The organism is Acidimicrobiia bacterium (assembly GCA_040902765.1).
GTDB lineage: Bacteria > Actinomycetota > Acidimicrobiia > Spongiisociales > UBA11373 > DATKBG01.
This window is the reverse complement of the sequence record JBBDWO010000025.1, coordinates 11,349-23,958: the sequence shown is the minus strand read 5'-3', so window position 1 is coordinate 23,958 and position 12,610 is coordinate 11,349. Positions and strand designations below refer to the sequence as shown.

The window sequence follows — 12,610 nt, the reverse complement described above, 5'->3', positions numbered from 1 at the left end:
TCCGACCGCCTGCCACGACATGAGCGGCAGGTCTCGGTCGTCGGGTGGACGATCGGGGAGATGCTCGATGTACCGCACCGCGTCGTAGCCGAGATAGCCGACCAGCCCGCTGTGCAGGGGCGGCAGCCCGGGGGCATCAGGTGTTCGATGGGCACCAACCACCGTCTCCAGAGCCTGCAGCGGGTCGAGACCCGACAGGTCGGTCCCCGCTTCCGAGATCACCGCGCCGTCAGCCTCGGCCTCCACGACGAACAGCGGATCCCAACCCACGAACGACCAGCGACCCCAGCGCTCGCCGCCCTCCACCGACTCGAGGAGGAAGGCGGGTCCATCACCGGCGAGCCGTTCGAACAGCGCCACCGGGGTCCACCGGTCGGCGATCAGCTCGAGACGAACCGGCACCATCGAGTGGTCGGCAGCCATGGTGATGAAGTCGTCGCGATCTGGCGTGAAGCGCACGGTCAGAGGCTACCCCGCATGCCCCGAGTCCCAGACCCTCGACCGGCTGGCTTTCGCCTCTTGGCCCCTCGCCCCTCGCCCCTGGCTCCTCGCTCTACACGTTCCAGAACATATCGGGGAGCCACCGCTGGAACCAGGAGCTGACCCGGAACAGGCCACCGGTGATCATCAGCACCCCGAACGCCATGAGCAGGGCACCCGACACCACCGATATCACCCGGGCGCGCCGTCGCAGCCACTCGAAGGCACCATAGAGCCGCCCGATCCCGACCCCGGCGAGGACGAAGGGCACCCCGAGACCGAGGCTGTACGCGAACAGCAGGACCATCCCGGCAGCGACGGTGCTCTGAGTGCCGGCCACCGTCAGGATGGCTCCCAGGGTCGGGCCGATACACGGCGTCCAGGCGAAGCCGAACGCAGCACCCATGACCGGGGGTGCCCACACTCCGAGACGGGACGGCCACACGTCGGCACGCCGCTCCCGCATGAGACCCATCATGAAACCGGGCGCCCAGATCCCGGTGACCACCAGGAACAACCCCATCGCCAGCACGAACCATCCGGCGATCCGGCCGATGTCGATCGCGTTGCGCAGCAGGGACGACCCGACGGCGGTGGCGGTGGCCCCGAGAGCCACGAACACCACGGTGAAGCCGAGGACGAAGAGGAGCGTGACCCGCAGCATCCGGCGGGTCGACACCGAGCCATCGGCCACCTCGGTCACCGAGTACCCCGACATCATCGCCAGATAGCCCGGGAGCAACGGCAGCACACACGGGGACAGAAACGACAGAACCCCGAACACGAAAGCGGCGAGGATGCTGACGCCGGCGATCTCCATGGCCAGCACGGTATCCGGTTTGGTGCGCTCCCGGTAACCTCGCCCGGTGCCGACCATCACCGACTGGCATGGACTCGCGGTTCGCGCCGGCACCGTCCTGCGCGCCGAGATCAACGACGGTGCCCGCGATACCGCCTACAGACTGTGGATCGATTTCGGCGACCTGGGCACCCTCCAGTCGTCGGCGAAGATCGCCGACCTCTATCGCCCCGAGGAGTTGGTCGGAACCCAGGTGGTCGCGGTCACCGGCTTCGAGCCGATCCGGGTCGGTGGCTTTCGGTCGGACGTCCTCGTCCTCGGCGCGGTCACCGAGGACGGCGTCGTCGTCCTGAGACCCGATCGGCCGGTGCCCCCCGGCAGCGAGATCGCCTGAGTGGGGATCTCGCTGACCCTCCGCCCCCCGCAACCGGTGACCAGACGGGAGTGGCGGATCCTCGCCCTGTTTGGCATCGTCGGGATCACCCAGGGATGGGCGGGTTCGGCCATCACCCACGCGTTGCCCTTCGTCCAGACCGAGTTCGCCCTGAGCGATGCCCGCGTCTTCGACCTGATGGCCGTCGTGCGAGCCGTGGCCCTGGTGGCCATCGTCCTGTCATGGTGGAGTGATCACCGCGGCCGTCGCCGACCGCTGCTCATCGCCCTGCTGATCCTCACGGCCGGCAACCTGGCGACCGGCCTCACCGCCTCCTTCGCCTCCTTCGTCGCCCTCCAGTCGGTGGCCCGCATCGGGACCATCGCCATCGGCGCCCTCGCCATCGTCGTACTCGCCGAGGAGGTGGCCCCGGCGATCCGCGGCTACGCCATCGCCCTCTACTCACTCCTCGGCTCCATGGGCACCGGGCTCGGACTCCTGCTGAGACCACTCGCCGATGCCGATCCGACCGCGTGGCGGCTCCTCTTCCTGCTCAGTTCGGCGCCGATCCTCGTACTCCCCTTCCTCACCCGCAGCCTCCGCGAATCCCGTGCCTTCACGCCGCCTCCCCGCCGTCAGCGCCTCACCGCCGTCCTCGGCCCGACGCACGCCGGCCGGTTCTGGAGGATGGCAGCGCTCTCGTTCGCCCTGTCGGCCTTCAGCAGCCCGGTGGCCAACCTGGCCCTCATCCGCCTGGAGAACGGTCTCGCCTGGTCGACCGGAGCCGCATCGCTCATGCTGGTTCTCAGCAGCACGCCCGGGGTGATCCTCGGCCTCCTCATCGGCGGTCGACTTGCCGACACCGCCGGACGACGCCCGACACAAGCGATTGCCATCGGCGTGGGGGTGGTCGGCGGCGTCGCCTTCTACTCCGTGGAGGGGTGGCTCCTGGGCGTCGCCATGTTTCTCGCCACTCTCGGAGGGTCCGCCTTCGCTCCCGCCTTCGCCTCACACCGGTCCGAGCTCTTCCCCACCGAGATCAGGTCCACGGCGGCGGCGTGGCTGGTCAACGCGGCCATCGCCGGCGGTCTGATCGGATTCGCCGCCGGGCGATTCGCCGTGGACGCCTGGGGCCTGTCGGTGACCATCGGCGCCCTCGGTGTTGCCCTTGCCCTTGCCACCACCGCTCTCGTCGGGCTCCCCGAGACCAAGGGGCTCACGATCCATGAACACGCAGAGGGGAACGATCCGCCCACCGGCGCCATCCCAGTGTGACCGCCCGAACGGCGAGGAAGAGCACCAGACCCCACCACACGCCGGGCAGCCCCAACCCGAGGGGCACCACCAACAGGAGTGAGCCTCCGGCGACCAGCGCTGAGAGCACCATCGCCCGGGCGAGGAACCGGAAGTCACCCAGGCCGATGAAGACGCCGTCCCAAACGAACACCACGGCGGCCAACGGTTGGAGGGCGACGAGGATCCAATACGCCGAACCGATGGCGGCGTGCACGTCGGGATCGCTGCTGAACCAGCCCGGCAGGACCCATCCGACCGCGGCGAGGACGCCGGACAACATCACTCCCACCCCGAGGCCCAGGACCAGGAGGCGGTCGGCGACGGCTCTGGCCTCCTCGTTCCGAGCGGCACCCACGTAGAGCCCGACCAGCGCCTGGGCGGCGATGGCGAGGGCGTCGAGGGCGAGGGCCATGAGAAGGAACAGCTGCGACATCACCTGGTGGGCGGCGACAGCGAGGCTGGACACCCGGGTCGCCACGGCGGTGGCGAGCGTGAAGGTGGCCAGCAATGACGCCGTCCGTATCACCAGATCCCTCCCCACCCGCAGGAACCGTCGCACTTCGCCGGCGACCGGCCGGACCCCGACGATCCCGTACCGAGCCATCCTGCGTCGGAAGATGATTAGGAAAGCGACGGCGGCACACCACTGAGCAGCGACCGTCGCCCAGGCGGCTCCGGCGATCCCCATGCCGAATCCGAATATGAGGATCGGGTCCAGCGCCAGGTTGAGTGCGTTGATGGCGATGGCCACGACCATCGGCGTGGTCGTGTCCTGGAAGCCACGAAGGGCTCCGTTGGCAGCCCGCACGAAGAGCACCGCAGGAGCTGCCAGCGCACGGATGCCCACATACGTCGCCCCCAGAGCCACCACCGCGGGCGTTCCACCGAAGAGACGCACCAGGCTCTCGGCCGACACGATCAGTCCCAGGGACACCGCCGCGCCGCAGACGACAGCCAGGCCGAGGGCGGTGGTCACCGCCCTCCCCGCGGCCGCACCGTCCCCCCGCCCCACCGCCTTGGCCACCTCCGACGTCGTGCCGTACTCGAGGAAATTGAACACGAAGAAGGCCACGCCGAACACGGCAGCGGACACGCCGAGCGCGGCCAGGGCGTCGGTGCCGAGACGGCCCACGAACGCCGTGTCCACCAGGCTGAGCAGGGGGTCGGCGATCAGCGAACCGAGCGCCGGGATGGCTAGGGCGGCGATTGCCCCATCGTGAGGCGAGCGGCCGAGTCTCACGACGGCCGCGTCGCCTTGTCCGGCCAGCGGCAGGTGCGGGCCAGCGGACACTCCCAGCACCGGGGGCGCCGGGCGTCACAGACATCGCGGCCGAACTGAATGAAGCGCATCGACACGCCTGCCCATAGGCGCCTGGGGAACAGGGCCTTGAGATCTCCTTCGATCTTCGTCGGATCCCGGTGCCGGGTCAGATCGAGGCGCCCCGCCACCCGTTTCACATGGGTGTCCACCGCGATGGCCGGGGCACCGAAGGCCTCTGCCAGCACCACACTCGCCGTCTTGCGTCCGGCGCCGCGCAATTCCACCAAGCGGTCCAGGTCGTCGGGCACGACCCCCCCGAACCGCACGACCAGGTCCCTACTGAGGCTGATGATCGATCGGGTCTTCTGCCGGAAGAAGCCGGTGGAACGCACCACGGCCTCCACCTCCTCGGGGTCTGCGTTGGCGAGATCCTCGGGTGTCGGCCAACGGGCGAACAGAGGCGGCGTCACCCGGTTGACCATCTCGTCGGTGGTCTGAGCGCTGAGCACCGTCGCCACGAGCAGCTGCCAGGCATCGTCGTAGCGCAGTGCGGTCTCCGCGGCCGGATAGCGCTCGGTGAGACGGGCGAGGATGCGCGCCGCTCGGCGGCGAGCCTGCGGGGTCGGCTGATCCGGCGCGTCGGGCATCGACTGCCGATGCTACCGACCGGCCCGTCCCGGTACGCTGCGCGTATGGCTGACACCTCACCATCCGGCTCCCGCATGCTCGCCGATGCGATCGTGGAACGCGGGCGAGTCGAGGGATTGCTGATCAAGGTCGACGACTTCCTCAACCACCGGGTCGAGCCGGGCCTGATCCGGGCGATCGGGAGGGCCATCTCAGAGCAGTTTCGCGAGAGCCGCCCCGACCTGGTGCTGACCGCGGAAGCCAGCGGCATTGCCCCGGCCGTAGCCGCCGCCGATCATCTTGGCGTGGCCTGTGTCTACGCCAAGAAGTACCCCCGATACGCCTCAGAACGCCCGGCGTACGCCCGTGAGGTCGCGTCGCCCACCAAGCGGGCCGACTACCGCGTCGAGGTGGCACACCGGGTACTGCCATCGGGAGCGTCGGTGCTCATCGTCGACGACTTCCTGTCACGCGGCCGCACCGCCGAAGCTCTCGGAGAGATCGTGGAGGAAGCGGGCGGCTCGGTCGTCGGCTTCGGATTCGCCATCGAGAAGGGCTACATGGAAGGCAGGGATCGGCTGGAGAGCAGGGGGTGGCGGGTCGAGTCGCTGGTGATCGTCACCGACCTCACCCCGGTACTACGCCTGACGGTCGCCGGAGAGGGATCCGGTCTTGTACTCACCACCGACTAACCTCCCGCACCCCCGCGCCCCCGGAGTCCTCGTTGTCCGCCGCTGACACTCCAAGAGACGGGACCCTGCCGCTGGCCGTCCACCCACACCGGATCGTCATCGACGCTGGAGTCCTCGTGGCCCTCGCCGGGCTGAGCCTGTCGTTCGTGTCGTCAGGGGCCGGCGCTCGACCCTGGAGCCTGCGCGATGGCGTGGTCCTGCTCGGGTTACTCGCCCCGCTCGTGGTCCTCACGGTTCTCCCCGACCGCAGCCGGCCGCTCTCCCCGGCACACCGACTCATCGGTAGCGCCCTTCTGCTCCTGGCAATTCCCTATGCGCTGATCAAGGTCCTGGAGGCGGTCACCCTGGCCCGTGCCCTGGGCGGATCGATCGGCTTCGGACCGTGGCTGGTTCTCGCCGGAGTCTCCGCTGCCGCGGTCGGGGTGGGCCTCGGCTGGCGACACCCCACCGAACACCTCCCTCCAACCCCCAGGGTTGCCCAAAGCGCTCCGCCGTCCGGGGAACAGCCCCAGCCTCCCGAGGAGATCGAGCGCCACCACATCGATCCCGACGAGCCAACCAGGGAGATGTCGTGGCTCGACGAGAACCCGTTCGGCGAGCCGCTGTTCGACTCCCTCGAATTAGAGGTGCCATCCCTCAGGTCCGGGGACACCGCTCCCGACGACTATGACGAGCCGTGGCCCATCGAGGATCGGTCCGACGGGTTCCAGGAAGATGCCCAACCGGCATCGCCGCGAGTCGCCGACGACGAACCGACCGACACCTGACAGGTCAGAGCGTGAACGGAACGCCAAGGGCGATGTACACGAACCCGGCGATCGACTGCCAGAACGCCGCCGGGTTGGGTGGCGGACGAAGCCCCCGGCGCAGCCGCGCCATCGGGTCGCGCTGCCCGGTCGGCATACCCCTGCGGGCGCCAGCGTCGGTCTGCAGGTCCTCGTCGACCCGATTGCGACCGCCGACCAGCGCCTCGACGGCGCCGACCCCGAGATTGGAGTAGCCACCACCACGGGCACCGCCGAGCAGGAGCAGGAGCGTCCCGAAGAAGATCGCCGAGTACCCGAAGGCCCGGTCGAAGCCAGCCGTACCGAAGATCATCACGATCCCGGCGACGGCCAGCACGAAGGCCAGGCCGAGGGCGAACACCTTCAGGTAGGTGGGGAAGCGCTCGCGCAGCGGCTCTTCGGTGACGAACTCCCGATTGCGCACGTCGTAGCGCCGACGCTCCGTGAAACTCATTCGGCGGTCTTCGGGCATCCCCCCAGGCTACCGCCAACCACGTCTCCCGGACCTAAAGGGGGCTCCGCCTGCGGGGTCGCTCGCCGACCGGGGGTTCGACGAGCTCCCATACCTTGAGGAGCGTGCGCAACACGGCCCCGAGGAGCAGCAAGACCAGGACCAGGATCCCGAGGAGCTCCGGGCCGTCGAAGTAGGAGGTGCGACAACTCGCCAGCCCGCCCTCGCATAGGCCCATGCCGGTGCCGCCACCGGCGAGGTCGAGCAGGACCACCAGCGGCAGCAGGGCCACCAGCACCATCAGCGTGATCACCGTACCGATCCCGAAGCGAAGCGCCGTCATACCGGCGAGCGTACCGCGAAGGTGCCACTGAGCCGGCGACCCCGGCGCCCGGCGCCTGACCCGAATTACACTCGTGTCAGATGACCGCCGCAGACCAGGCCCCCCCGCCCGGCCTCTCGCCCTTCCGAGAGGACTTCACCGACGAGGAAACCGCGATCCTGGCGCGTCACTTCACCAACACCACCGAGCCGGTCTTTGCCCTCGTCGGGCTCCCCGAGGTGGTCAAGGGCGCCCTCTTCGCCCGGTACAGCCGGTCGCCGAAATCCCTGCGCCGCCTCTTTCTCGACGAGTTCTACGACCCGACGGCGGATGTGGGTGCCGCCGAAGGGCATACCGGCACGGCACGCGCCGACGAGCTCTACCACCGGGTCTTCACCCAGTACGGCGACGACTCGGTAGCGCAGCTCGGGGGAATCCACCTCGCCTGCGAACAGGCCTCGAACCTCCTCACCAAGATCCTCGAGCGCGGTCGCCTCGCCGCCTATCTCGAGCAGAGCACCCGCTACATGTTCTACGACGAGCGGCTCGGGGACTCCTATCGCTACCTGGTGCCACCCGAGGTGGCCGCCCACCCGGTGGCCGACCGGTACCGAAGCGTTCTCGACCACCTGTTCGATACCTACGCCTCACTCACCGGGAGCCTCACCAAGCACTACCGGAGGCGATTCCCCAAGGCCGACGGCGACTCCGACTTCATCTACCGGTCGACGATCCGGGCCCGGGTCTGCGACGACCTGCGCGGCCTGCTGCCGGCCGCCACCCGCTCCAACGTCGGCATCTACGCCAACGGTCAGGCATACGAAGCGGTCCTCTTGCGCATGCGCGCCCATCCGCTTGCCGAAGCTCGAGCGTACGCCGACGCCATGCTGCGCGAGCTGCGACTCGTCGCCCCGGCCTTCTTCAAGCGGGTGGACCTGCCCGATCGGGGCGAGACCTGGTCTGCCTACCTGCGGGCCACTGCCGACGCCACCGCCGCCGTCGCCGCCGCCCTACCGGACGACATCCCCGAACGACCGGAGGTCACCCTGGTCGACTGGGATCCGGAAGCCGAGACCAAGGTGGTGGCCGCCGCGCTGTACCCCCACACGGACCTCCCCGACGATGTGCTCCTGGAAGTCGTCCGGGCCATGCCCCCGGACGAGAGGCGTCGGATCCTGCTCACCTACGCCGGCGATCGCTCCAACCGCCGGCACCGGCCCGGGAGGGGCATGGAACGCAGTGACTACCGGTTCGACATCCTTTGCGACTACGGGATCTTCCGCGATCTCCAGCGCCACCGGATCCTCTCCCTCGATTGGCAGCGGCTCGGTACCGCCCATGGGTACGTCACGCCGGCGTCGATCGGCGACATCGACGCCGAGCCGGCGTGGCACGACGCCATCGGTGCGGCCGCCGAGCTGTACGGCGACCTCGCCGCCGACCTCGATCCGATGGTGGCGCAGTACGCGGTCCCCTTCGCCTTCAGGATCCGTTTCTACATGCAGCTCAATGCCCGGGAGGCGTTCCACCTCATCGAACTCCGCACCGCCCAGGGCGGGCATCCCGACTACCGCCGAGTCTGCCTGGAGATGCACCGCCTTATCAGAGATCAGGCCGGTCACACCGCCATCGCCGATGCCATGAGCTTCGTGGATGCTTCCGATGTCGAACTCGGTCGGTTGGAGACGGAGCGGGCAGCCGAAGCTCGCCGCTCCGGTGCTGTAGGTGGGGGCCCCGATCAGTCCCCGTCGGCGAGCGGAATCCTGAAGACGAGCTCAGAACCCTCTATGGCGATCGACGAGTCGGCTACCAGCGAGTAGTCGACGAAGTCCTGCTGGGCGGCCAGCAAGAACTTCCGACGCGCCTCACCTTCCAAGGGGGGTACCCCCCGGTCTCGCACGGCCTCGGCCCGATCACGGAACCGGTCCTTGAATGCCTCGACGTCGAACTCAGCCACGCCTCATCCTCTCGACTCGTCCCTACAAGGGTAGGCACTCATCCCATGACCGCATCTGTGCCCAGGAGCTCGCGGAGTTGGGCGTAGAGCGCGGTCCTCGGCTCGACCAGCAGCTCCTGTCCGAGCCGTACCACGGTGTCCTGCCCGCTGCCGGCGAGGTGCAAGAAGACCGGCACGCTTCCCGGGTGCTGGGTCAGCACCGCCCGCAGGCTCCCCACCAGCTCCGCCGACATCGTCGGCGCCGGGACCCGCAGACGCACCGCCTGGCCGACCTCCAGATTCGGTTCCCGGATCTGCTGAGCGATCACCTTGACTTCGTCCATGCCCCGATCGATGTAGCCCCGTACCAGGAGGATGGCGTCCTCGCGGATGAGCGGACCGAACTCGTGCACCACCTTCGGAAAGCAGACCACCTCGACGCTGGCGGCCAGGTCCTCCACCTGCGCCCACAGGATGGGCTCACCCGCCTTGGTGTACCGGCGACTCACCGACCCGACGACCCCGGCGATGGTGACCAGGGCTCGATCCTCCTGCTCGGGCAGCGCCGCGATGGCGACCGGTGCCATGGCCCGCAAGGCCCCTTCGATCCCGAACAGTGGATGGTCGGACACGTACAGACCGAGCATCTCCTTCTCGAATCCGAGCTTGATCATCTTGTCCCACTCGACCTGCTCGATCTCGACGTCACCGTTCGACACCGCCGGCTCGTTGCTGCCGAACAGTGAGTACTGCCCCATGTCTTCGGCTCGCCGGCGGGTGATCACTCCGTCGAGGATCTCGTCGTACCGGGCGAACAGTCCCTTGCGCGCTAGCCCGAGGGAATCGAATGCCCCCGCCTTGACCAGTGACTCGATGGTGCGCTTGTTGAGCACGGAGAGATCGATGCGTTCGACGAAGTCCTTGAACGACTGGAACGGCCCGTTGGCGCGACGCTCCGCGGTGATCAGCTCGACCACCCCCTCTCCCACGTTGCGGATCGCCGACAGCCCGAACGGGATGGTCCCGTCGCGAGCCACGAAGTCTGACTCGGAACGGTTGATGTCCGGGACGAGCACACGGATCCCCATGGTGCGGCATTCGTTTAGGTAGACCGCGGTGCGGTCCTTGTCCCGTTTCGACGAGGTGAGCAGCGCCGCCATGTACTCCGCCGGGTAGTGCGCCTTGAGCCAGGCGGTCTGATAGGCGACCAGCGCGTACCCGGCAGCGTGGGACTTGTTGAACCCGTAGCCGGCGAAGTGCGAGATGGTGTCGAACAGCTCGGTGCCGAAGCCCTCGCTGTGCCCTTTGCGCACGCATCCTTCGACGAACTTCTGCCGCTGTTCCGCCATCACCGACGGGATCTTCTTGCCCATCGCCTTTCGCAGCAGGTCGGCTTCGGCCATGGTGAGCCCCGCCATCACCTCGGCGGCGCGCATCACTTGCTCCTGGTACACGATGATCCCGTAGGTGTCGGCGAGCACCGGCTCGAGGTCCGGATGGGGGTACTCGATCGGTTCCCGCCCGTGTTTGCGGTCGACGAACTGATTGTGGGTCCCGGCGCCGAGCACCCCCGGGCGGTACAGCGAGATGAGAGCCACCAGGTCTTCGAAGCGATCCGGGGCGAGGGCCCGCATGAGCGCCCGCATCCCCGAGCCTTCCATCTGGAACACCCCCATGGCGTCCCCACGCCCCAGCATCTCGTAGACCTTCGCATCGTCGAGAGGGATGCCGTCGATGTCGGGCCGGACGCCGGTCTCGCTCTCGACGAGTTCGAGGCACCGGTCGATGGTCGACAGGTTGCGCAAACCCAGGAAGTCCATCTTGAGCAGCCCGAGCTTCTCGATGGCGTGCATCTCGAACTGGGTGACGACCTCGGCATCCTCGCCCTTGCGTTGGATCGGGATGATGTCTTCGAGCGGCTCCGGAGAGATGACGACGGCGGCAGCGTGGATCGAATCCTGGCGCCGCAGCCCCTCGAGCCCGCGTGCCGTGTCGATGACCCGCCGGGCGTCGGGATCCTGCTCGTAGAGGGCGCGCAGGCCGGCGGCGTTGGCGTAGAAGTCGCGCAGATCCCCGTCGGCCCCCTTCGACGGCTCCTCGAGGCACTGGCCGATCGATGCGTCCCGTCCCTGGATGGGCGGGGGCATCGCCTTGGCGAGCCGATCACCCAACGAGTAGGGGAACCCAAGCACCCGGGCCGAATCGCGCACCGCCTGCCGGCCCTTGATCGTCGAGAAGGTGATGATCTGGGCCACGTGATCGCTGCCGTACTTGTCTGCGGCGTAGCGGATCATCTCGCCGCGGTGGCGCTCGTCGAAGTCCATGTCGATGTCGGGCATCTCGCGCCGGCTGGTGTTGAGGAACCGCTCGAAGATGAGACCGTGGGTGAGCGGGTCCAGGTCGGTGATCCGCAGGCAGTACGAGACGATCGAGCCGCCGGCCGACCCCCGGGCCGGGCCGGTCCGGATCCCTCGCTCCCGGGCGTAGCGCATCAGATCCCACACGATCAGGAAGTAGGCGGCGAATCCCATGTCGACGATGACCCGCAGCTCGTACTCCACGCGCCGCTGCACCTCCTCGGGCAGGATCGCGCCGTAGCGCTCTCGAGCGCCCTCCAGGGTCAACCGCTCCAGGAAGGCGACCTCGCTCTCCCCCGTCGGCACCGGGAAGTTGGGCAGGAGGATGCGGTCGAAGTCCATCTGGATGTCGGCCCGTTCGACGATGGCGACCGTGTTGTCGCAGGCACCCGGGTAGAGGTCTTCGGGGAACAGGGCCCGCATCTCCCGGGCCGTCTTCACGTGATAGCCGCTGCCCTGGAAGGTGAAGCGGTCCTCCTGATCCATCTGGGCGCCGGTCTGGATGCACAGCAGGGCGTCGTGGGCTTCGGCCTCCTCCGCTCTCGTGTAGTGAGCGTCGTTGGTGGCGAGCAGCGGAGCCCCTACTTCCTTGGCCACCGCCACCAGGTCGGGGAGCACGGCTCGCTGGGCCGCCACTCCGTGGTCCATGATCTCGACGAAGAAGTTGTCCTTGCCGAAGATGTCCTGATACATCGCCGCCGCTTCGATGGCGGCACGAAAGTCGCGCTGGCCGCCCCCGCGGCCCTCCTCCTCCGACGCTTCCGGTGCGAGCAGCTTCGGGACGTGCCCTCCCAGGCAACCCGTGGTGGCGACGATCCCGGCGGCGTACCGGTTGAGCAGCTCGAGGTCGAGCCGGGGCTTGTAGTAGAACCCGTCCAGGTAGGCGGCGCTGGCCATCTTGACCAGGTTTCGATACCCCTCCTGGTTCACCGCCAGCAGCGTGATGTGATAACGGACGTCGTCGCGCCGCGGCGGCCGCTCGAAGCGCGAACCCGGCGTCAGGTATCCCTCCATCCCGATGACCGGGGTCACGCCGGCTGCCGTCGCCTGGGTGTAGAAGTCCACGGCGCCGTACAGCACACCATGGTCGGTCACGGCGACGCCGGGTTGGCCGTCCTCTACCACTGCGGCGACGACGTCGGCGATCCTGGCCGCGCCGTCGAGCATCGAGTACTCCGTATGGAGATGGAGATGGGCGAAGCTCGGCTCGGGCACGGTTCCTCTGGCGGTG

General features: G+C 68.4%; 12 protein-coding genes and 1 pseudogene. 5 read left to right on the top strand and 8 right to left on the bottom strand.

All coding sequences use genetic code 11. The features are described 5' to 3' along the window. Positions 1 to 18: 18 nt before the first annotated feature. Both WEA29_06720 and WEA29_06715 read right to left on the bottom strand, forming a co-directional pair. Positions 19 to 405, bottom strand: a pseudogene (locus tag WEA29_06720) (anthranilate synthase component I). A gap of 148 nt (positions 406 to 553) precedes the next feature. Next, positions 554 to 1,300 (bottom strand): cytochrome c biogenesis protein CcdA, encoded by a 747-nt coding sequence (locus WEA29_06715; protein ID MEX2323448.1) that lies wholly within the window; start codon positions 1,298 to 1,300, stop codon positions 554 to 556. A gap of 46 nt (positions 1,301 to 1,346) precedes the next feature. Here WEA29_06715 and WEA29_06710 point away from each other — a divergent pair, with 46 nt between their 5' ends. Beyond that, positions 1,347 to 1,673, top strand: a complete 327-nt coding sequence (locus WEA29_06710) for a tRNA-binding protein (GenBank protein ID MEX2323447.1) — start codon at positions 1,347 to 1,349, stop codon at positions 1,671 to 1,673. Then, positions 1,674 to 2,927, top strand: a complete 1,254-nt coding sequence (locus WEA29_06705) for an MFS transporter (protein MEX2323446.1) — start codon at positions 1,674 to 1,676, stop codon at positions 2,925 to 2,927. Here WEA29_06705 and WEA29_06700 read toward each other — a convergent pair. Together WEA29_06700 and nth are read right to left on the bottom strand one after the other, a co-directional pair. Continuing rightward, the gene (locus WEA29_06700; GenBank protein ID MEX2323445.1) at positions 2,869 to 4,188 is read right to left on the bottom strand and encodes an MATE family efflux transporter; all 1,320 of its coding nucleotides are present in this window, start codon (positions 4,186 to 4,188) and stop codon (positions 2,869 to 2,871) included. The genes WEA29_06705 and WEA29_06700 overlap by 59 nt on opposite strands. Continuing rightward, positions 4,185 to 4,856, bottom strand: coding sequence for an endonuclease III (gene nth / locus WEA29_06695; protein ID MEX2323444.1), 672 nt, complete (start codon positions 4,854 to 4,856; stop codon positions 4,185 to 4,187). Before nth ends, WEA29_06700 begins: the two co-directional genes overlap by 4 nt. Positions 4,857 to 4,901: 45 nt before the next feature. Between nth and WEA29_06690 the strand changes: the two genes are divergently transcribed. Then, positions 4,902 to 5,528 carry a phosphoribosyltransferase family protein gene (locus tag WEA29_06690; GenBank protein ID MEX2323443.1) on the top strand — a complete coding sequence of 209 codons (627 nt, stop codon included), beginning with the start codon at positions 4,902 to 4,904 and terminating at the stop codon, positions 5,526 to 5,528. 32 nt (positions 5,529 to 5,560) lie between these two features. Continuing rightward, positions 5,561 to 6,295: a hypothetical protein gene (locus WEA29_06685; protein ID MEX2323442.1), complete on the top strand. Its 735-nt coding sequence runs from the start codon at positions 5,561 to 5,563 to the stop codon at positions 6,293 to 6,295. Positions 6,296 to 6,299: 4 nt separating this feature from the next. On the opposite strand, the gene WEA29_06680 is transcribed toward WEA29_06685, so the two are convergent. Further along, on the bottom strand, positions 6,300 to 6,785 hold the full coding sequence (locus WEA29_06680; protein MEX2323441.1) for a hypothetical protein: 486 nt from the start codon (positions 6,783 to 6,785) through the stop codon (positions 6,300 to 6,302). A 34-nt stretch (positions 6,786 to 6,819) separates the two neighbouring features. Then, positions 6,820 to 7,107, bottom strand: coding sequence for a hypothetical protein (locus WEA29_06675; GenBank protein ID MEX2323440.1), 288 nt, complete (start codon positions 7,105 to 7,107; stop codon positions 6,820 to 6,822). 80 nt (positions 7,108 to 7,187) lie between these two features. On the opposite strand from WEA29_06675, the gene WEA29_06670 reads away from it, so the two are divergent. After that, entirely contained in the window at positions 7,188 to 8,906 is a 1,719-nt protein-coding gene (locus WEA29_06670) for an FAD-dependent thymidylate synthase (GenBank protein MEX2323439.1), read from the top strand. On the opposite strand, the gene WEA29_06665 is transcribed toward WEA29_06670, so the two are convergent. Next, positions 8,825 to 9,043 (bottom strand): hypothetical protein, encoded by a 219-nt coding sequence (locus WEA29_06665; protein MEX2323438.1) that lies wholly within the window; start codon positions 9,041 to 9,043, stop codon positions 8,825 to 8,827. The two genes, WEA29_06670 and WEA29_06665, sit on opposite strands and share 82 nt — an antisense overlap. A gap of 38 nt (positions 9,044 to 9,081) precedes the next feature. Continuing rightward, positions 9,082 to 12,594, bottom strand: coding sequence for a DNA polymerase III subunit alpha (gene dnaE / locus WEA29_06660; protein ID MEX2323437.1), 3,513 nt, complete (start codon positions 12,592 to 12,594; stop codon positions 9,082 to 9,084). Positions 12,595 to 12,610 lie beyond the last annotated feature (16 nt).

What these genes read in the sequence shown, in the direction of transcription:
- WEA29_06715 (MEX2323448.1), bottom strand. Translation starts at nt 1,300, where the DNA reads ATGGAGATCGCCGGCGTCAGCATCCTCGCCGCTTTCGTGTTCGGGGTT.
- nth (MEX2323444.1), bottom strand. Translation starts at nt 4,856, where the DNA reads ATGCCCGACGCGCCGGATCAGCCGACCCCGCAGGCTCGCCGCCGAGCG.
- WEA29_06690 (MEX2323443.1), top strand. Translation starts at nt 4,902, where the DNA reads ATGGCTGACACCTCACCATCCGGCTCCCGCATGCTCGCCGATGCGATC.
- WEA29_06680 (MEX2323441.1), bottom strand. Translation starts at nt 6,785, where the DNA reads ATGCCCGAAGACCGCCGAATGAGTTTCACGGAGCGTCGGCGCTACGAC.
- WEA29_06675 (MEX2323440.1), bottom strand. Translation starts at nt 7,107, where the DNA reads ATGACGGCGCTTCGCTTCGGGATCGGTACGGTGATCACGCTGATGGTG.
- WEA29_06670 (MEX2323439.1), top strand. Translation starts at nt 7,188, where the DNA reads ATGACCGCCGCAGACCAGGCCCCCCCGCCCGGCCTCTCGCCCTTCCGA.